Raw genomic sequence first — 18,573 nt, forward strand, 5'->3', positions numbered from 1 at the left:
CAAAAGCCATCCCCACATGATCGCGCACCGCCATGACCATTACACGTGTCGTTTTGCATTATCCGTTGCTGCGCACGCTGTTGACCGGCGTACTGGCGCTGGCGCCGCTCGGCGCGGCCTGTGCGTGGCAATCAACCACGCAATCGTCGAGCCTGCAGTTCCAGCAGGCTGCGCAACAGCAGCAGACGCGCGATCAATTGCAGAAAAGCCAGCTCGAACAGCAACTGCGTCAGGGCGTGGCCGATAACGCGAAGCGCCCGACAGCGAACGACCCGCGCAGTCAGCAGCAGCTCGACGATGCCGACCGTGCCCGACAGGCGCGTGATCGCGCGAGCCAGCAGGACCTGCTCGACCGCGAACGTGATGCGCCGGCGTTGCCGCGGGTGGTGCCAAAGGATCTGCCGGCAGCGACCCATAGCGGCTGATCATTTTCAGCGGTGCGGCGGACGCAGGCCCAGGCCCAGCAGCACGATCAGGACGGCCAGATCCAGCCACGCGAACCAGTCGCCCCAGCGCGCGTACAGCGTATGCGTCTCGCGCAGCGGCAGCTCGCCCACCAGCTCGGCGTTGTGCTTCTCGCTGGAAGCCTCGGCCAGCACGCGGCCACGGTCGTCGCTCAGCGTGAGGCGGCCGGAATGGGCGGCACGCGCGATGGCGAAACCGCTTTCCACACCGCGCATGATCGCCATGCGGCTGTGCAGCCAGCCATCGATAGTGAAATCCGATGCGGGCACCAGCAGCAGTTGCGCGTGGCGTGCGGCATAGGCGTGGCCGGTGTCGTGGAAATCCATGTCCTTGCAGATCGCCAGTCCGATCCGTGGCGTGCCTTCAAGCAGGGTGTAGCTGTCGCCCGGAACGTACTGCTCGAAGCCGACCAGCAGATGATGCTTGCTATAGGTGGCCGGTGACATGGCACCCGGCTGGAACACCATCAGCATGTTACGTTCGGCGCGGGGATCGCTCGTGGAATCGACGCCGATACCCACGGTCAGCTCTCGCTGATTCGCCAGCTCCACAAAGGCAGGAAGATGGGTGTCGTCGCTGGCGAAGGATGTTTCCGGGGTCAGCACAATGCGGGCGCCGGCATCCGCGAGACGCTTGATTGCGTCCACGTAATGCGCATCCCGTGTCTGCAAGTCTGCGGCAGACCGTCCCGGCTCCTGCAACGACACCAGGCCGATGCGGATCGTCGTCGTGGCCGGAGCCTGTAAGCACCAGCAGCCATAGGCGAGCGTGGTCGCGAACAGCAATGCGGTGATCGCGGCAGTCATCATGCGGCCACGCTTCGAAGCCTGCTGTGCAGTCTGCACAGCGATCGCCGCCGGCAGCAGCAGCACCAGAAAACCGATGCCCCAGAGGCCCGTGATGGCGGCGATCTGGATGATCGGCAGTGCATCCAGCTGTGTGTAACTGACGTTGAAGAACGTGCCGTGTGGCGAGAGCAGGTTGTTGATGTATTCGACGGCAACCCATAACGCCGGCGGTGCCAGCGTCGCCGCCAGCACATGACCACGCAGCAACAGTCGCCGGAACAGCAGCACGCACAAGGTGAGCAAGAGGGCTGGTGTGCCGACAGCCTGGATGATGGCCGCCAGTGGCAGGCCGATATACCCGTGCAGGTACTCCCATTGATTGATCCCGCCAATCGCATACGCGACGAATGCCGCCAGCACCGCCCAGCGCGCGCGAACCCGTGGCGCCAGCCACAACACCGGCAACGGTGCCAGCCAAGTCAGCCACCACAGCGGATGCACGCCGCTGCCGAACCACCAGCCCAGCGCGGCCAGTGCGGTCGCTGCCAGCCACGCCGGCAGCGCGAAACGATCAAGCCTTGATGCCATCAATCAGTCTCCCTATCGACTCGAAGTAGAACTTGCGGAACTTCGGCTCGTCGTAGCTGAAGCGGCCGGCGCGATATAGCGCGACCAGGCCGTGCGCGTGCGCCCACAGCGACATCGCCACGTCCCACGGATCGTCCTGCTTCAGCACGCCAAGCCGCACGCCCTCGGCGACCGCATCGGCAACCACGTTGAGCGTGGGCGACTGGCGTGCGCGGAAATCCTCGGGAAAGCGCCGCGCATCGTCACGGCGCACCGAGAACGCGTGGTCGAACAGGTGCGGATGCTCCAGCGCGTAATTCAGATACGGCTCGAGCAAGGCGAGCAGGCGCTTGAGGACGTCCGGATGCGTCGCACGTGCTTCCCATTCATGCGCGACCGTGTCGAAGCTGTCGTCGGACAGTCGCTTCAGCAGCGCCTCGCGATTCGGGAAATGCCGGTAGATCGCCATCGGCGTGATGCCGACCAGCTCGGCGACGCGCCGCATGCTGACGGCGTCGGCGCCTTCGCGATCGAACAGCTTGTGCGCGGCGCGCAGGATCTTTTCCGGCGTGGTGAGTTTCTTCATGTATACAGTGTATACATGAAGTTTTCACAGCGTCAATATCGTGAAAAACCGAGGAGGCCGGGCCGGGCAGAGCCGAGTAGGATCTAGCGGCCTTGCGCCCCCAAAGTCGTCATTCCGGCGCAGGCCGGAGGAGTTTTTCAACAGCGAAGCTGGTAATCGCACTTGCTGTTCCGCTCATCGCCAATGGATGACGTCTTTGCAGGCGATAAAGCGATTCCGGCCTGCGCCGGAATGACGAGCGGGTGTGGCGAGCTCGCGGTCTATGCAGGACTGCCAAACAAATCGCCTCGCGCAACACGATCTTCCATCGCCAGCAGAAAGCGTTTCGTCGGCAGGCCGCCGCCGAATCCCGTAAGACTGCCATCGGCGCCGATCACGCGATGACACGGCAACACGATCGGTAGCGGATTTCGCCCGTTCGCGGCGCCGACCGCGCGCACCGCCAGCGGCTTGTCGATGCGTCGCGCCAGTTCGCCGTAACTGATCGTGACGCCGTACGGAATCCGTCCGAGTTCTTCCCACACCTCAAGCTGGAACGGCGTGCCGACGGGATGCAGCGGCAGCTCGAAGTGCTGGCGCTCACCGGCGAAATACTCCTCCAGCTGCACGCGTGCGAATACGAGCGGCTCGGCTGCGCGGATCCAGCCCGCATGCGCCTTCTTCGGGTGACGTTCGCGCTCGAACCAGATCTCGCGCAGGCCGTGGCTGTCCGCGACCAGGCGCAGCGTGCCGATCGGGCTGCTGATCTCGTCGTAGTAAATCGTGTCGGGCGTAGTGGTCATGCAAGCGCTTCCGGTTTACTGCGACGTGATGTGCGTGGCGGCGGCAGCGCATCGGATGCGCCGCGCCACAGATGGATCACCGCATACGCGCGCCACGGCCGCCATGCATCCGCGCGCAGTGTCAGTGCTTTCGTGCTGAGCGGTACCGCGTCGGTGGTGGCCTCGCGGCGCAGGATCAGGTCCGCTGCCGGAAACGCATCCGGATCGCTCAATGCGCGCATCGCCATGTAGTGCGCGGTCCATTCGCCGATGCCGGGCAGCGCAACCCAGCGCGCCACGAACTCATCCAGCGATTGCTCCGCGCTGAAATCCACGCGGCCGTCCAGCAGTGCCTGTGCCATGCCGCTGATCGTGGCGGCGCGCGTGGTGGTCAGGCCGATTTCGCGCAAATCCGCCTGTGCCAGTGCGGCCGGCGTCGGGAACAATCGCTCCAGTCCTGTCATCGGCGCCGTCGGCAACGACTCGCCCCAACGCTGCACGATGCGCGTGGCCAGCGTGCGTGCGGCCGCCACGCTGATCTGCTGGCCGAGAATCGCGCGCACCGCGATCTCGAAACCGTCCCAGCCGCCGGGCAGGCGCAGGCCGGGGCGCCGCGCCAGCAACGGGCCGAGGATTGCGTCGTGTTGGAACGTGTCCGCGATCGCCTGCGGATTCGCGTCCAGGTCGAACATCCGCCGCAGCGTCGTCACCACGCCGAGCAACTGTGTCGGCTGCGGACAATGCAGTTGCAGTTGCAGCGCATGCTCACCGCCTGGCCATGCACTGAGGCGCAGCCAGCCCGGTGCGTCGGCGGGGCCGAACGCACGCGCATAGCTGTGCTCGTCGACCAGTTCCACGCCCGGCAGCGCACGCGTGCGCAGAAACGCCAGCAACGCCGCGAAGTCGTACGGTGGTCGATAGCCGAGCCGGAGCATCAACGCCGCACCGGCCACTGCGCGCGGATGCCGGCGCAGTTCGCGCGGTGGAATGCGGTTCGCCTGCAGGAACGCCGCGTTGAACCGGCGCAGGCTGCGAAAGCCGGACGCAAGCGCGATTTCCGTCACCGGCAGCGCGGTCTCCGTCAGCAACTGTTTCGCGAACAGCAACCGCCGCGTCGTGTGCACGCTGATCGGCGGCGCACCGACGCGTTCCACAAACAGCCGGCGCAACTGCCGTGCGCCGATGCCGACACGCGCTGCGAGTTCGTCCAGCGAATGTTCCGCCAGCATGCCGGCTTCGATCAGCTTCAATGCTCGCGCGACCACATGATCGCCGCGCTGCCATTGATCGTTGCCCGGTGCCAGCTCCGGCCGGCAACGCAGGCACGGCCGGAATCCGGCCGCTTCCGCTGCCGCCGGGTTTGCGTAATAGCGGACGTTCTCGCGCTTCGGCGTCGGCGCCGGACACACCGGCCGGCAATAGATGCCGGTGCTGCTTACTGCAGTGAAGAACAGCCCGTCGAACCGTGCGTCACGGCTGAGCCGGGCTTGTTCGCAGAGGTGCGGATCGGGCAGGGAGGGGTCACTCATGCGTGCAGGCTAGCACCGCCTTGCCAGCTTGACTCGCCGTTTTCGGACATCAATGCCGTAGTGCGCTGGTGCGGCGGAATTCGCCGCCTAGGGAATGCGATGACGCGTGCGGGCAGACAGTCGGGCGGCAACCCACGCAACCTCATCGTGCGGATTACTTGATCGGTGCCATCAGGTGCTCGTACGGCGTGCCGGCCCACATGACATACGGTGCGGCTGTATCCGGGCTCGGGTTCTTCGGATAGTTCGCGTAGAATGCCGGGTCCGCGCCGACGATCATGAAATGCGGCCCGGTCTTGATCCAGTGGTTGCCGCTTTCCGGTTGCTTCGCGTACGGATCGGTGTTGCTCGCATCCGTGCCGCCCTCCAGCATGTACATCAAGCCGAGCTTGCCGGGCGGCGGTGGCTTGTGCCCGACATACGCGTTTATCCATTCCATTGCGTTCTTGTCCATGCACATCGAGTCCGGCCCCGGCGTGGTCGGGTTGTCCGGCATGCAGGTGAAGTCGTTGCTGCCTTTGCGCAGAGTGCGCATCTGGCCATCCGCACCCATCGCGATGATCGTCGCGTCCTTCGCGACGCGTGCCGGCGCGGCGCGCATGGCACTGGCGATCAATTGCGCGTCGGTGGGCATGCTCTTGTCGGCCGCCTGCACTCCGCCCATGACGGCGAGCATCGTCGCGGCAACGGTGTATCGGTAGATCAAGCTCTTGGACATGACTGCTTTCCCATGATGGCGTGGACAGTCATCACTGGGTTCCCCTTGCGCAGTCTGGGCCGCTACCCGAGGTCGGTCAATCGATGCAGCGGGCAATTCGGCAGGCCGGACAACGCCGCCGAATCGCATGCATCAGTTGCGCCGACGCGTCGTTCTACGACCTCAATGCCGGATCGTGGGCAACTCCGCGCGGGCGAGCATCGGGCATTGAATTTGCCGGCCGGCACGGAACGCCGCAGCGCCCGCATCGTTGGCCGGTTTGCCGTCGTCGCCGCCGTCGAACGCGACGCGCCAGATGCCGTCGCCGCCGCGCCGCCACGTCGTGGCGAACTTGCCGATCACGTAACGCGGCTTCGCGTTCGGTGCGGGGTCCTCGTACAGATACGCGCCGCTGGAATACGCGAGCGCGCCATCGGCCGTCGCCACCACCTGCTGCGGATACCAGTCCAGATGCACCGTCTTGCCGGTGATGATCGCAGCCCAGTGCAGCCGGATCGTGTCGGCGCCGTGCTTCGGCTTGCCGGTGTTCGCATCGAACACGGCATCGTCGGCCAGATAGCTCGCGAACGCGGCTGCGTCGTGCTGCTGCACGCTCTGCGCAAACGCCAGCTCGCGCTGCCAGACCTCGCACGCCGCCTTGTGCGCGGTGGGCGTGGGCGTCGTCGCCAGCGTGGCCGGCGAGGCAACAAGCAACAGAACAAACCAGGTGCTGCGTGACATTGGCCAACTCCTTCCAGGGTGCGCAGCAGCTTCCGCCCGACAGCACCTGTTTGCCAGTGCCGGAACGCATGGCCGCACGGCGTCACCGACAATATTTCAGCCGCCGGGCTAAGCTGCGACCCATGCATACAGACAGCAACCAGCAGGCCATGCTCGGCCGACCTATCGCCGATGACGTGAAGCGGGTCGGCCGACTCGGCTCGGTGCCCACGATCCTGCAGACCGTCGCGCACACGACCGGCCTGCGTTTCGCGGTGATTGCCCGCGTCACCGACACGAGCTGGACGGCCTGTGCCGTGCACGATGCGATCGAGTTCGGCCTGAAACCCGGTGGCGAACTGCTGCTGGAATCCACCATCTGCAACGAGGTTCGCCAGCACCATCAGCCGGTGGTGTTCGGTCACGCCAGCATGCATCCGCATTTTTGCAACCATCCCGTGCCGAAGCAGTATGGTTTCGAGAGCTATGTCTCGATCCCGATCTTTCGGGCCGGTGGCGAGTTTTTCGGCACGCTGTGCGCGCTCGATCCGTTGCCGGCCAAGCTCGACGATCCGCACATGGTCAAGACACTGGAACTGTTCACCAGACTGATAGCTGCCGAATTGGAGACCGAGGAGAAGCTCGAGCACAGCGCCAACGCACTGCTCGATGCCCAGGAAACCGCGAAGCTGCGTGAGCAGTTCATCGCCGTGCTCGGGCACGACCTGCGCAGCCCGCTCAGCGCGGTCCAGGTCGGTGCCGATCTGCTGAAGTCGATGGAAAAGGATGCCCGTTCCGACCGGATCGTCGACCACATTCTGCGCAGTTGCGAGCGCATGACCGAGATGATCGAGAACATTCTCGACTTTGCGCGCGGCCGAATGGGTGGCGGTATTCCGGTGACCCTGCAGCCGCAGGACAATCTTGCTGCCGAACTGCAGCACGTGATCGCGGAAGTGCGGGGAAGTCATCCTGGACGGGAGATCCGGGCGACGATGGCCATTGAACATGCGGTTACCGCCGATTCGCGGCGCATCGCGCAATTGCTGGCCAACCTGCTCAACAACGCGGTAGCTCATGGCGCCGCCGACCAGCCGGTATCCGTCGCGGCACGCTGCGATGCGCAGGACTTCGAACTGTCGGTGACGAACGGCGGCCAGCCGATTCCGCCGGACAAGCTCGGGCGCCTGTTCCAGCCATTTTCGCGTGGTGCCGATGCGGCCCCGCAACCGGGTCTCGGGCTTGGGCTCTATATCGCGGCCGAAGTGGCCAAGGCGCATCGCGGCAGTCTGGCTGTCTCGTCGACCGAGGCGGCGACGCAGTTCGTTTTCAGGATGCCGGTCAGCCCGGCCTGACCTGTTTCAGCGCATCCAGTAGCGCATCCAGCCGGAACGGTTTCTGCAGCACGGCGCAGCCGGCGTAAGCCGCCGGCAGTTCGTCGGGGCGCAGGCCGGTCAATACGCAGGTCGGCACCTGTCGGGCGTTGAGCGAGGTCAGCAACGCTTCGGTGGTCGTCGCGGCCAGCCGGTAGTCGATCAGCGCGATATCCGGCTCTGACGTCTCCAGCAACTGGTAGGCCTCTTCCAGCGTGGCGACCGGGCCGAGCACGCGGTAATCCCGCGACTCCAGCGCAATCTCCAGCGTTGCAGAAATCATCATGTCGTCCTCGACCACCATGACCTGCGGCCAGTCCGGCGCGGTGGCGTTCATGTCGTGTTGCTCGGTGCGATGTGCATGGTATTTATCCGGAAAGTGGTGGAGTAGGTGCGAAGTCATCTGGTCGTTTCAGTGTCGCGTCCAGTAGCTCGTCGCGTCCGGCGCGTATGCCGACGATGCCTGGTTGCACCCTAACATCCGCCGGTGTGCCGGGCGCGTGACAGCGGCGACACGGTGATGCGAAATGCTATCGTCTCGAAATGTTGCCTGGGGGAGGCATGACATGGGTTCGGGTCCACGCTGGTTGCTGATAGTGGCGATTGTTCTGCTCGGCATTGGCGAGTGGGTTTGGAATGCGCGCACAGTGCAGTCGCAAGTCCGCCGGGAGGTACAGATTCAGTTGGAGCGACGACCCGCGACGGTCCCGTTGCCAAGCCACAAGTTCACGCGCAATCAAGGCTATGCGTTCATTGATGCAATGAAAAAGGCCGAGGCGATCGCCGATCCGCTGCAGCGCTGCCTGGCCTATCCCGACCCGCCGGACAGCCACTGGTCGCGAGATACCGTAGTCGCGTATTGCCATTACCGCCTGCAGCCGCGGCTCACGTTCGCCGAGGCGCAGTCGCTGATCCAGCACGACAACGCTGCCGAACTCGATCGCCGCCTCGCCGCCGCCCTGCATGCACAGCAGGCCGATCCGGCTGCGCGCGGACTGCTCGATCGCATCTATCAGGAAGCGTTCCAGAACGGCTCGTTCGACATTCGCCCGACCCTGGACGCCTGGAAGCGCGCCTCGCCGCATAGCGCCTTCGCGTTCGCCGCCAGCGGCACCGCTTACGTGTCGATGGCAGCAGAGGCACGCGGCAGTGGTTATATGAGCGACACGCCAGCCAGCAACGTGCAGGCGATGGACAACCTGCTGGCCCAGGCCGACGTCGACTTGCGTCGCTCGATCGCACTGGATCCGAAACTCACGCCGGCCTATGCCGCGCTGATCCACGGCGGTGGCCTCGGTCACGGTCGCGACTACGTCGACGCAGCGATCCGCGATGCACTGGCCGCGGTGCCGGACGACTATTCGAATTACACCATGGCGTTGTGGACGCGGCAGCCGAAGTGGGGCGGTTCGCTGGAGGCGATGGACCAGTTGGCCGCGCAGGCACGGGCGCAGGCCCCGGGCAATCCACTGATGAAAGTGTTGTCGTCGGAGCGGGCGTTCTACGAGGTATGGAATTGCGACTGCAGCCACGAAGTCGAGATGGCGGCCTATCCGCACGTGGTCGACGAGCTGACCAGCAACAGCAATCTGGCCGAGATCGGCAGGATGGCCAGCCAGTACCGTGACCAGACCATGGCCTTGATCTACCAGTCCGAGGCTCTGCGCTTTGCGCCCGGCAACGAGGACGCGCGCGTCAATCGCGCCTTTGCGCTGGTCGACTACGACGAATCCGCCTGGGCGGTGAGCGACCTCGACCGCCTGTTGGCGGCGTCTCCGGACAACAAGCGTGCGCTCGACGCACGTGCCAGCGCCTACGAGATGCTCGGCGACTACGTGCATGCCGAGCAGGATTTCCGCCGCCTGCTGGCGATGGACCCAGGCAACATGCGCACGCTGTCCAAGCTTGGCGACATGTTCGTGAACTGGGCGAAGGACTGGGACAAGGGCTGGGCGGTGGCCGACCAGTTGATTCGCGAGCAGCCGCAGAACCCTTACGGCTGGCTGCTGCGCGCCAGCGTCCAGGAGCGGCAGCCGCGCGCCGGGCTGGATGCCACCGCCGACCACCTGGAAGCGCAGTTCGGCAAGGATCCGGAAATGGCGAAGATGCTTGTGCGCATGCGCGCGACGGTGGCACTGCGCAAGCACACCGGCATCGACGCGCGACCGACGGCGCCCTGAGCAGGCTTGCGGCGGTGGCTGACCTTATACTCGGTGGTCTGACTCACCGGAGCCCTTCGCCATGAACGCACCCACCCGCATCGACACCACCCGCGTCATCCGCGCGCCGCGCGGCACCGAACTCAGCTGCAAGAGCTGGCTCAGCGAGGCGCCGTTCCGCATGCTGCAGAACAACCTCGATCCCGAGGTGGCGGAGAACCCGGCCGAGCTGGTGGTGTACGGCGGCATCGGGCGGGCGGCGCGCAACTGGGAGTGCTTCGACGCGATCCTGAAATCGCTGCGCGAACTGAACGACGACGAGACTCTGCTGGTGCAGTCCGGCAAGCCGGTCGGCGTGTTCCGCACGCATGCCGACGCGCCGCGCGTGCTGATTGCCAACTCCAACCTGGTGCCGCACTGGGCCACCTGGGAGCACTTCAACGAGCTCGATAAGAAAGGCCTGATGATGTACGGCCAGATGACCGCCGGCTCGTGGATCTACATCGGCTCGCAGGGCATCGTGCAGGGCACTTACGAAACCTTCGTCGAGATGGGCCGCCAGCATTACCACGGCAGCCTGAAAGGCAAGTGGCTGCTCACCGCCGGCCTCGGCGGCATGGGCGGCGCGCAGCCGCTGGCCGCCACGCTGGCCGGCATGTGCAGCCTCAACATCGAATGCCAGCAGAAGAGCATCGACTTCCGCCTGAAGACGCGCTACGTCGACGAGCAGGCCAGCAACCTCGACGACGCGCTGGCGCGCATCGAGAAATACACCAAGGCGGGCGAGGCGAAATCCATCGCGCTGCTCGGCAACGCCGCCGACATCCTGCCGGAACTCGTGAAGCGCGGCGTGCGCCCCGACGCCGTCACTGACCAGACCAGCGCGCACGATCCAGTCAACGGCTACCTGCCGCAGGGCTGGACGGTGGAGCAGTGGTTCGAGCGCCGCCAGAGCGATCCGGAAGGAACCCGCGACGCCGCCAAGCACTCCATGCGCACCCACGTCGAGGCGATGCTCGCGTTTCACGCGCAGGGCATCCCCACCTTCGACTACGGCAACAACATCCGCCAGATGGCGCAGGACGTCGGCTGCGAAAACGCGTTCGCGTTCCCCGGCTTCGTGCCCGCCTACGTGCGCCCGCTGTTCTGCCGCGGCATCGGCCCGTTCCGCTGGGTGGCACTCTCGGGCGACCCGGAAGACATCTACAAGACCGACCAGAAAGTGAAGGAGCTGATCCCCGACGACGCCCACCTGCACAACTGGCTCGACATGGCGAAAGAGCGCATCAGCTTCCAGGGCCTGCCTGCGCGCATCTGCTGGGTCGGCCTGGGTCTGCGCGACAAGCTTGGCCTCGCCTTCAACGAGATGGTGCGCAACGGCGAGTTGAAGGCGCCGGTGGTGATCGGCCGCGACCACCTCGACTCCGGCAGCGTCGCTTCACCGAACCGCGAAACCGAAGCCATGAAGGACGGCAGCGATGCCGTCTCCGACTGGCCGCTGCTCAACGCGATGTTGAATGTGGCCGGCGGCGCGACGTGGGTGTCGCTGCATCATGGCGGCGGGGTGGGGATGGGCTACTCGCAGCATTCTGGTGTGGTGATCGTCTGCGACGGCACGCCGGAAGCGGACAAGCGGATTGCGCGGGTGCTGTGGAACGATCCGGGCACCGGCGTGATGCGGCATGCGGATGCGGGGTATGAGATTGCCGTCGAGTGTGCGAAGGAGCAGGGGTTGAAGTTGCCGATGGTTTGAAAGCGAAAGGGTCAGAAAATTAATCTGCCCCTTAGTCTTGCGTGACCCGTTTTTCTACCTTTTCTCTTAGTGCCGGTCGGTGTGGGTTGAGTCCTATGCCAGAAAGCGATTGGAACTACAAAAAATGGACGATCAAAACCTAATAGAACTGCTTGCTGCGTTCTCCCAGTCGAATCGCATTCCGGACCTTGTTTGGGCTGCCGAGGCGATGCTTGCGGCGAAAGTGGTGAACAAGGTGCGCCAAGACCACATGTTCGAAGTAGGGCTCCGCAATTTGCTTGTGTCTACGCCTGAGCAGCCCTACGAAAAGCTCAAAGCTATTGCCACAGCCTACCGGCTAGGTGCTACTTCGAAGCCTGTGATGACGATCGTCCGCCGTTATGCATCGGATGCTTTGACTCATCAGCTTCCTGCGCTAGAACTACTCACGGACGGTCAGGATCGCTACTACGCGTCTCTGAGCTTGCTCGATGCCCGTGGTAGTTGGGTCTTAGACTACGTAGCTCGCGGAGTAGCGCGCGAAGAGACGGCCGAAACCGCACGGGTCGTGCTCGCAAGGCGCCTGATGCAGTCACTCCCTGTGGCGGAAGGGCTTGCAAGAATATCCGCTGAGCTGGAATCCGTAACCTTTGAAACTGAGAAGCCAGGAGAGTCGGCAGCAAAAAGATTGATCCGGGTGATTTCCGCTATTCGCCCAGCGATTGTTTCAGAGCTTGTTTCTCCCGGGGAAGACCTCGGACGCGCACTCAGGACATTCTTCAGAAGTCCATTCTCAAGGGTTGGTGCACCTCCACACGGAAACGTGGCTAATGGATTAGCGAGAGAGTGCTGTGCCTTGGTGTATGACGTGCTTAGAACGCAGATCACAGTTGTCGCTGATCCAGATGTCTACCGCTCTCTCTCGCCGGCGCGCGACTGGGTTGGGATATCGCTTTGGCCTCGCTTTGTAAAGAACAACAAGGCGCCGGAAAGTGTCCTCGGGGCGTTGGAGAGTGCACTCGTACTTCTTGCCAAGCAGCAGGTGACCGATCAACGACTGCTGGATGTCCTATTGCTCTTCGTTTCATCAAGGGACGAGGCTGCAGCTCGTACATCGCGGTTGGCAGAAAGTAATTCAGGCTTGGTGCCGGAAGTGCGTGATTGGCTTGCCCGCTTTGGCAGGATGAGAACAACCGCAGTTCTGACGTCAATGATTGACGCCAAAGACGCTGGCTCTGATCCGGCCATCGCATCTCTCCTGATTACGGCCGATTTGCTGGAGCGCAGCAAAGAGGAGAGCACGAGACGCGCTGCACTTACCGTGAGGCTAAGAGAAGAAATTTCGTCGCTAGCCCACTCCAGGGGTCTCGTACTTAGTCTTGAGGCTGGAGATGTTGTCGAGTACTCCCCGGCAGCGCACGAGCTCGTTGGCGGCCACGCGATGGGGGTGGGGCAAGTTCGTGTGCTAAAGCCGCTCGTCGAACGAATCGGCACAAATGGAATTAGGACAGTTGTTCACAAGGCGCTGGTTGAAGCGCAAAAGGGGGCTAAATGAGTAACCAACTAGATGAAGTTATCCAGCTACTTCGTGGGATAGATGACAAAGTGGCCGCTCTTGACTCACGAATGTCAGCTATGGAGCAAAGGGTTGGCGAGCTCGCCGATCGCGCTGAGGTAAACGTGGTGCCGATTGTGTTGCACAGCAAAGCGTTAAGCATGGACGAGGCAGAAGATAGGGATGTCCTGCTTTGCCTCGACTTTGGAACGGCTCGATCAAAGGCGTTTGCAACAAAAGGCTCAGACGACGTGCTGATTGACGTGGCTGTTGGTTCTCGTGCTGGTTCAGCTGAGCCACATAGCATCCTGTCGTGTGTCTTCGTCGGAGACGACCGTCAAATCTACTTTGGCGAAGTGGCGGCTGCTAAAAGCGAGCTGGCTGTCAATGGGGGTGTGAGGAAGCGTATCGATTCGTTCAAAGGAATGATCACGAACGCCAATCCGGGATCGGATCTGCGCGAAAACGCGTATGACAAGGCGCACAACCCAACCAATGTCAAATTGAGCGAGGGGGAAGTTTTGTCTCTCTACCTCGGCTATCTCACGGACATGGCGGTTACTGACTTGGCCGAGCGACACCAGCTATCAAGGTATGTAAAGCGTCGCTTCACCACTCCAGTATTCGCAGACGGCCACAAGCAGTGGGCATCAGCCACGTTGAGGCGACATTACGCTGAGGCAGTCCTTCTGGCGGACCATTTCCATGGTCATTGGCAAGAAGGGATCGACGTTGATGCCGCCAAGTCAGCGCTTATTGCTGTTGCGAAACAGCATGACGTTGTTGAATATCTGTTGGTTGATTCCGAGGTCGAGCCCGTGGCGGCTTTCGGAAGCAGATTCAGAAACTACGAGCCTAAGGTGAAGCAGCGTCGAATCGTCAGCATTATCGATGCCGGAGCTGGTACGACTGATTTTGCTTCCTTTGCGCTAGTGGAGCAGCCTGGCGAGGACGTCGCCATGTTCTTGATTCCTGGATCAGTGCACGCCGTACGCAAGGCGGGTAATGAGGTTGATCGCATTCTGTGCGAGTTCATTCTCGACAAATGGAAGCAGGCGGAATTTGATGCGGCTACCGTCGGGCGCATTCGGGCGGATCTTTCGTTGCAGCAGCGAGGGTTGAAGGAGCGGCTGTTCCGTGAATCGCGCGTGACGTACACACTAGCCGACGACACTAATGGGATCGTCGAGCTTCCTGAGTTCCTAGAAAGCGAGAAGGTGAAGCAACTTTCTGGCGACCTTCGAGCCGGGTTCGAGAAATCTCTTGGAGGTATTCATCCCTCTTGGTTGAAGGAAGGAGCGCAGGGGGAGCTTGTCGTAATTGTTACTGGCGGTAGTTCAAGCCTTCCCATGATTCTGGAGTTAGCCTCGCTGCAAGTGACAGCGTTGTCGATCCCGCTGAAGTGTCAAGCCGCGCCGACCATCCCGAAATGGGTGGATCAATATGATGAACTTAGGTCACAATTTCCGCAGCTTGCTGTTGCCATTGGCGGAGCATCAAGGGAGCTGCCTCGGCTCGCACCGTCTACGTTCTCTGAGTTCTCTGGATTGTCGGATCAGGGGGCATGGGTAATCGAACCTGCGATGAAAGGGGCATAACGATCAGCAGCAGGGAGCAGGAAAATAATGGGTCAGGTTTGCCTGACCCTATTTTGGAAACCGGGACGGAGGAAGTTAAGCCGGGCTAATTTCCTCCGCCCGCTTGGCTCTCGGCGTGCCGAGCTGTTTGCCCGAGCTCCCGAGCTTTTTGCTCGACGTGTGGCAAAACAACAGACGGGCGAAACAGGCAGGGACTGTCCAGTTTCGGGGCGCACGGCTCCCGCTCAGCCCGGCGGCTCCTCGTAGAGCCCGAACTCGTTGCCGACCGGATCGGCGAACGCCGCAAAAGCACCCATGCCGGACGGGATCTCCGTGCGCGGCGTGAGCATCCTGCCGCCAGCCGCTTCGATCTGCCGGAGCGCTTCGGCAATGTCATCCACCATGATGTAGACGCGGGTCCGTTCGTCCGGCGTCCGGTCGGCAGCCTTGACCCACGTCCCGCTCACGCTGCCTGCGTCGTCGAAGGCCAGGTTGCCGTCCCCGCGCTGCCGGACCTCCCAGCCGAAGATGCTGGAGTAGAAGGTGGCCGAGTCCTGCTCCCGATTCGCGGGGATTTCGAGGTAACAGATTTTTCCGTGTGGCATGGGTTGACCTCCGTCATTCGATGGAGCGCGGCGGTGCTGGTTCCAGGATGGCAGCACCAAGCCGGACGCAGTTTATTCCCGCTGAAACAGAATGCGTAAACGGGGTAGAACCCGCGAAAAAACCGGGACGGAGGAAGTTAAATGCCCTTAGGCTGGTTTCGGCTGGTTTCGGCCGTCGAGTCCGTCGCACACTTACCGGGTGGCACACGGCCTTCTTCGCTTGGGCCCGCTTAACTTCCTCCGTCCCGATTCGGAAACGGGCAGATCGGGATCACGGCGGGCTCGTCTGCCGCGAAAAGGTGCCGGAGATAATTTGGCCCAAGAGCAGGGCAAGAACGTGGCGCCATTTCACCGGATAACTCACCTGAAGGCAGAGGGGTGTTTGATGGGGGCGTGTCCAATCAAGTTGGTCGACCCGTCGTGGTCAGGAAAGACCGCTGACGCGATGAGATTTGTCCACGCCCCTTTTTCCGTTTCCTTTATTCCTGCAGTGGACGAACCTCGGACTCGCCCTCGAACTCGGGCCAGTGGGTGCGGTGCAGCTCCATGAACTTCGTCGCGAGCGCGACGGCATCCGCGTGCGTGGGGGCTTCGATCAGGGAATACCCGCCCACGACCTCCTTGGCTTCGCTGAACGGACCGTCTGTTACGGTCACCTTGCCGCCGGCGAGGCGCACGCGCGTTCCCTTCGCGAGGGGTTGCAGCCCAGCCCCGTCGATGAACATGCCCTTTTGCGCGTACTCCGCGATGAATCCGCCCATCGCCTCGAACAGCGCGGCTGGGACCTCGCTGAAGTCATAGTCCTTGGGGTGTTTGATGAACATCATGTACCGCATCGCGTATGGCTCCTGAAGGATGAGGGTTGGGGTGATACCGGCAGGTCTTGCCGGCCGGGTTGGCGGCCACATCGAGGCGCGCCACTGTCATGACGAATGATGCCTGCTGAAATCGACATCGTGTCCGGAAACCGGGACGGAGGAAGTTAAGCCATGACCAAGCGGCGCAGAAAGGGTGTCAGGGGCAAATCCCGTGGCGCGCAACCCGAAAGAGAAAAAGGTGTCCGTCAAATCCGGGCAACCTCGCTGCCTTGCCTCGACTGTCCGCAAAAACAGGGTAGAACCCGCCCGGCGGGCAGCCGGCCAGGATCCACTTCATCCGGAACAGCCACCGCAACATATGCTCGGCAACTGCACCACCTGTTCCGGCGCCACTGTCCAGCCGGTTCGCCGCAGTACCTCGATCAGGTCCGTCACGGTTACGTAGGAGGATATCCGCATCACCAGGCCACTCATGTCGAGATCGACTACCGCGTTCGGATCGACATCGAACATGACGTCCTGGATGGCGTCGGGGCTTGGGCAGGCATCGGTGAGCGCGATATGGAATTCCATCGTATGGCCTCGTTTCATGCATATCGTTGTGGTGTCGCGATATCGCATGTTCCCCGAGCAGCGCGCTTGTCGTCTTGATCCTGGTCAGGTGAAACGGGGGTCAGGAGCCGGATGGAAACCGGGACGGAGGAAGTTAAGCCTCCGTCCCTTGGGCGGCGAAACTCAGGGCACCAGCAGCCAGCTCACCTGACGGACGTTCGGCGGCGGCGGCAGCCACCAACCCGCCGCGGGGTAGCCGTATTCGTAGGTCACGGCGTCCTGCATGGCGAAGGAGTGCATCGGCTTGGCCTGGCAGACCACATCCCTGACGGGCATGACACCGGAGTTCAGATAGGCAAATTCGGCGTTGGTGGTGCAGATGTTGTCGTCGAACATGACGCCGTGGGTGGTGGCGTTGTTGACGAACACCATCCGCGCAGCAGGGCCGTTCTCCAGCCGGTCTTTCAGCGCCCCCGAATAGGGTGTGGACGGATCGAACTCGTTCTGCACCATCAGGGCCTGCACGCTGGTGCGCGACTCCAGCCTGCGGTCGAGCGCCGGCTGCCATGGCCAGTGCTGGCACTTGTCCACCACGGTGGAGGCGCCGATGGCCCAGTTCGTGCGGACGTCCGCGATCTTCTGCGCGATGCTGCGCGGATCGGTGGAGCCGGAGTCGTTGCACTGAAGGACATCGGCCATGGGGTTGAAGCTGGGTTGGCTGCGCAGGTCGACCGAGGTGAACGCGGCGATCTGCTCGGCATTGGCAATATGGGCCGGATCCCCATCCAGTGCCTGCGACATGGCGCTCAGCGACGGCGACACCAGTAGATCCCAGAACACCCACATGCCGGTGCCGTCCAGCGCACCCAACGCCTGGTCCGGCGTCACGCTGCCCATGCGGTGCTGCGAGGTGGCCTGATAGATCCGCTGGAACGTCGTCATCACCTGGTCCGGCGTCGTGCCCATGTGGAACTGGTCGTCGTGCCGCGCCATGAATGGGATGAAGGCCTGCTGCACGTTCAGCTGATCCATCGACATCCGGCTCAATGCCTGTCGCTGCCAGTCCAGATGAATCCAGTTCATGTTGCTATCGAGCACCACGCGCTCGAACCGATCGGGGAACATGCGGTCTGCGTACGCCATCAGGCTGCTGCCGCTGGAGACGCCGAACAGATCGGCGCGCGGAAAGCCCAGCACGGCACGCACCAGGTTCAGGTCGCGCGCGTGATTGGGCGTGGTGATGCCCTTGAGGAACGTCGCATGCTGCTGCAGGCAGGCACTGATCGACCGGTTCCACCAATCCTGCTGTGCCCGCACGCTTTGGACCGTGGGATTGCGGCTGTCGCCGTCCATGAAATTCTCGGCGCCGCTGCGTGGTGCGTAGTCGCAGCTGACCTGGGTGCCGGTGCCGTCGGTGATGCCGCGCAGGTCGACGCCGACCACCAGATGGCCGACTTGAACCTGCGGCTGCAGCTGCTCCAGCATCTCAGCTTGGGAAGCGCTTGAATTGTCCGGGCCGCCAGCGTTGACCAGCAGCAAGCGGGTGTAGTGCGGCGGATTGAGCGGCTTGGAAATACCGATGGTGATGTCACCCTGGCTCGGGTCGGCCCAGTCAACAGGCACCGCGACCAGGGCGCATTGAATGGTGCTGCCGTCGGTGAACAGCGATGGCGGACAGCCGCCCCAGTTCACCGGTTGGTGGTAGTACTTGGCGTAGGCCGGATCAGCGCTGTGATCGTCGACACCTTGGGCGCTGGCCAGCCCCGAGCACATCACGCAAGCGATCAACACCACCAGCTTGCGCGTAGACAACTTGAAGAGCTTCATTTGATGCTTCCTTGGTCAGTAGTGGCATGCCGGACGCATGAGCCCGTCATGGCCGGGAACGGGGCAAAAGCGAGCGCACTGGGCCGCCGGTGGCGTCGCCCGGTATCGTTTGGAATGATTCTCCCTTGCTGTGGGCTGCCCGAAACGGGCGGTCGCGGCGGCGGCCCGCATGATCGGCGTCCTGCCAGCCGTGGCATGATCATCCGCAGGTCGAGCGGGACCGTAAATGACCGGTCGCGGGCTTTTTCGATGTAACCACTTC

At 62.9% G+C, this 18,573-nt stretch carries 17 protein-coding genes; 6 read left to right on the forward strand and 11 right to left on the reverse strand.

From position 1 onward, the window contains the following. The first annotated feature begins 32 nt into the window (after positions 1–32). The gene (locus IE071_RS04335) at positions 33–425 is read left to right on the forward strand and encodes a hypothetical protein (protein WP_189439907.1); all 393 of its coding nucleotides are present in this window, start codon (positions 33–35) and stop codon (positions 423–425) included. A 6-nt stretch (positions 426–431) separates the two neighbouring features. Here IE071_RS04335 and IE071_RS04340 read toward each other — a convergent pair whose 3' ends face one another. The 6 genes from IE071_RS04340 to IE071_RS04365 all read right to left on the reverse strand — a co-directional run bounded on the left by IE071_RS04340 (position 432) and on the right by IE071_RS04365 (position 6,134). Beyond that, positions 432–1,841 (reverse strand): nitrilase-related carbon-nitrogen hydrolase, encoded by a 1,410-nt coding sequence (locus IE071_RS04340; RefSeq protein ID WP_189439908.1) that lies wholly within the window; start codon positions 1,839–1,841, stop codon positions 432–434. After that, positions 1,825–2,406: a TetR/AcrR family transcriptional regulator gene (locus IE071_RS04345; protein WP_189439909.1), complete on the reverse strand. Its 582-nt coding sequence runs from the start codon at positions 2,404–2,406 to the stop codon at positions 1,825–1,827. Before IE071_RS04345 ends, IE071_RS04340 begins: the two co-directional genes overlap by 17 nt. 260 nt (positions 2,407–2,666) lie before the next feature. Further along, complete coding sequence (locus IE071_RS04350) at positions 2,667–3,188, reverse strand: methylated-DNA--[protein]-cysteine S-methyltransferase (protein WP_189439910.1); 522 nt, start codon at positions 3,186–3,188, stop codon at positions 2,667–2,669. After that, positions 3,185–4,696, reverse strand: a complete 1,512-nt coding sequence (locus IE071_RS04355; protein WP_189439911.1) for an AlkA N-terminal domain-containing protein — start codon at positions 4,694–4,696, stop codon at positions 3,185–3,187. The genes IE071_RS04350 and IE071_RS04355 overlap by 4 nt, the downstream gene beginning before the upstream one ends. A 154-nt stretch (positions 4,697–4,850) precedes the next feature. Next, on the reverse strand, positions 4,851–5,414 hold the full coding sequence (locus IE071_RS04360) for a hypothetical protein (protein WP_229792742.1): 564 nt from the start codon (positions 5,412–5,414) through the stop codon (positions 4,851–4,853). A 162-nt stretch (positions 5,415–5,576) separates the two neighbouring features. After that, positions 5,577–6,134 carry a YybH family protein gene (locus IE071_RS04365; protein WP_189439912.1) on the reverse strand — a complete coding sequence of 186 codons (558 nt, stop codon included), beginning with the start codon at positions 6,132–6,134 and terminating at the stop codon, positions 5,577–5,579. Between the two features lie 122 nt (positions 6,135–6,256). Between IE071_RS04365 and IE071_RS04370 the strand changes: the two genes are divergently transcribed. After that, on the forward strand, positions 6,257–7,468 hold the full coding sequence (locus IE071_RS04370; protein WP_229792743.1) for a GAF domain-containing sensor histidine kinase: 1,212 nt from the start codon (positions 6,257–6,259) through the stop codon (positions 7,466–7,468). On the opposite strand, the gene IE071_RS04375 is transcribed toward IE071_RS04370, so the two are convergent. After that, entirely contained in the window at positions 7,455–7,823 is a 369-nt protein-coding gene (locus tag IE071_RS04375; RefSeq protein WP_189439913.1) for a response regulator, read from the reverse strand. The two genes, IE071_RS04370 and IE071_RS04375, sit on opposite strands and share 14 nt — an antisense overlap. Before the next feature lie 424 nt (positions 7,824–8,247). Between IE071_RS04375 and IE071_RS04380 the strand changes: the two genes are divergently transcribed. The 4 genes from IE071_RS04380 (at position 8,248) to IE071_RS04395 (ending at position 14,530) form a co-directional block, all read left to right on the forward strand. Next, positions 8,248–9,666, forward strand: a complete 1,419-nt coding sequence (locus tag IE071_RS04380) for a tetratricopeptide repeat protein (protein WP_229792744.1) — start codon at positions 8,248–8,250, stop codon at positions 9,664–9,666. 61 nt (positions 9,667–9,727) lie between these two features. Then, entirely contained in the window at positions 9,728–11,398 is a 1,671-nt protein-coding gene (gene hutU / locus IE071_RS04385) for a urocanate hydratase (RefSeq protein WP_189439915.1), read from the forward strand. A 124-nt stretch (positions 11,399–11,522) separates the two neighbouring features. After that, the gene (locus IE071_RS04390; protein ID WP_189439916.1) at positions 11,523–12,932 is read left to right on the forward strand and encodes a hypothetical protein; all 1,410 of its coding nucleotides are present in this window, start codon (positions 11,523–11,525) and stop codon (positions 12,930–12,932) included. Further along, positions 12,929–14,530, forward strand: coding sequence for an acetate and sugar kinases/Hsc70/actin family protein (locus tag IE071_RS04395; protein ID WP_189439917.1), 1,602 nt, complete (start codon positions 12,929–12,931; stop codon positions 14,528–14,530). Before IE071_RS04390 ends, IE071_RS04395 begins: the two co-directional genes overlap by 4 nt. A gap of 224 nt (positions 14,531–14,754) precedes the next feature. Here the strand turns inward: IE071_RS04395 and IE071_RS04400 are convergent, their stop codons facing one another. The 4 genes from IE071_RS04400 to IE071_RS04415 form a co-directional block, all read right to left on the reverse strand. Next, entirely contained in the window at positions 14,755–15,114 is a 360-nt protein-coding gene (locus tag IE071_RS04400) for a VOC family protein (protein ID WP_189439918.1), read from the reverse strand. A 479-nt stretch (positions 15,115–15,593) separates the two neighbouring features. Further along, positions 15,594–15,941, reverse strand: a complete 348-nt coding sequence (locus IE071_RS04405) for a YciI family protein (protein WP_229792745.1) — start codon at positions 15,939–15,941, stop codon at positions 15,594–15,596. 324 nt (positions 15,942–16,265) lie between these two features. After that, the gene (locus IE071_RS04410; protein ID WP_189439920.1) at positions 16,266–16,505 is read right to left on the reverse strand and encodes a hypothetical protein; all 240 of its coding nucleotides are present in this window, start codon (positions 16,503–16,505) and stop codon (positions 16,266–16,268) included. Between the two features lie 162 nt (positions 16,506–16,667). Further along, positions 16,668–18,311, reverse strand: coding sequence for an alpha/beta fold hydrolase (locus IE071_RS04415; protein ID WP_189439921.1), 1,644 nt, complete (start codon positions 18,309–18,311; stop codon positions 16,668–16,670). Between the last annotated feature and the right edge of the window lie 262 nt (positions 18,312–18,573).

This window comes from Rhodanobacter panaciterrae (genome assembly GCF_014651895.1).
Lineage (GTDB): Bacteria > Pseudomonadota > Gammaproteobacteria > Xanthomonadales > Rhodanobacteraceae > Rhodanobacter > Rhodanobacter panaciterrae.

What these genes read in the sequence shown, in the direction of transcription:
- IE071_RS04380 (WP_229792744.1), top strand. Translation starts at nt 8,248, where the DNA reads ATGAAAAAGGCCGAGGCGATCGCCGATCCGCTGCAGCGCTGCCTGGCC.
- IE071_RS04345 (WP_189439909.1), bottom strand. Translation starts at nt 2,406, where the DNA reads ATGAAGAAACTCACCACGCCGGAAAAGATCCTGCGCGCCGCGCACAAG.
- IE071_RS04375 (WP_189439913.1), bottom strand. Translation starts at nt 7,823, where the DNA reads ATGAACGCCACCGCGCCGGACTGGCCGCAGGTCATGGTGGTCGAGGAC.
- IE071_RS04410 (WP_189439920.1), bottom strand. Translation starts at nt 16,505, where the DNA reads ATGGAATTCCATATCGCGCTCACCGATGCCTGCCCAAGCCCCGACGCC.
- IE071_RS04405 (WP_229792745.1), bottom strand. Translation starts at nt 15,941, where the DNA reads ATGATGTTCATCAAACACCCCAAGGACTATGACTTCAGCGAGGTCCCA.
- IE071_RS04390 (WP_189439916.1), top strand. Translation starts at nt 11,523, where the DNA reads ATGGACGATCAAAACCTAATAGAACTGCTTGCTGCGTTCTCCCAGTCG.
- IE071_RS04370 (WP_229792743.1), top strand. Translation starts at nt 6,257, where the DNA reads ATGCATACAGACAGCAACCAGCAGGCCATGCTCGGCCGACCTATCGCC.
- IE071_RS04355 (WP_189439911.1), bottom strand. Translation starts at nt 4,696, where the DNA reads ATGAGTGACCCCTCCCTGCCCGATCCGCACCTCTGCGAACAAGCCCGG.
- IE071_RS04335 (WP_189439907.1), top strand. Translation starts at nt 33, where the DNA reads ATGACCATTACACGTGTCGTTTTGCATTATCCGTTGCTGCGCACGCTG.
- hutU (WP_189439915.1), top strand. Translation starts at nt 9,728, where the DNA reads ATGAACGCACCCACCCGCATCGACACCACCCGCGTCATCCGCGCGCCG.
- IE071_RS04340 (WP_189439908.1), bottom strand. Translation starts at nt 1,841, where the DNA reads ATGGCATCAAGGCTTGATCGTTTCGCGCTGCCGGCGTGGCTGGCAGCG.
- IE071_RS04395 (WP_189439917.1), top strand. Translation starts at nt 12,929, where the DNA reads ATGAGTAACCAACTAGATGAAGTTATCCAGCTACTTCGTGGGATAGAT.
- IE071_RS04350 (WP_189439910.1), bottom strand. Translation starts at nt 3,188, where the DNA reads ATGACCACTACGCCCGACACGATTTACTACGACGAGATCAGCAGCCCG.
- IE071_RS04400 (WP_189439918.1), bottom strand. Translation starts at nt 15,114, where the DNA reads ATGCCACACGGAAAAATCTGTTACCTCGAAATCCCCGCGAATCGGGAG.
- IE071_RS04415 (WP_189439921.1), bottom strand. Translation starts at nt 18,311, where the DNA reads ATGAAGCTCTTCAAGTTGTCTACGCGCAAGCTGGTGGTGTTGATCGCT.
- IE071_RS04360 (WP_229792742.1), bottom strand. Translation starts at nt 5,414, where the DNA reads ATGTCCAAGAGCTTGATCTACCGATACACCGTTGCCGCGACGATGCTC.
- IE071_RS04365 (WP_189439912.1), bottom strand. Translation starts at nt 6,134, where the DNA reads ATGTCACGCAGCACCTGGTTTGTTCTGTTGCTTGTTGCCTCGCCGGCC.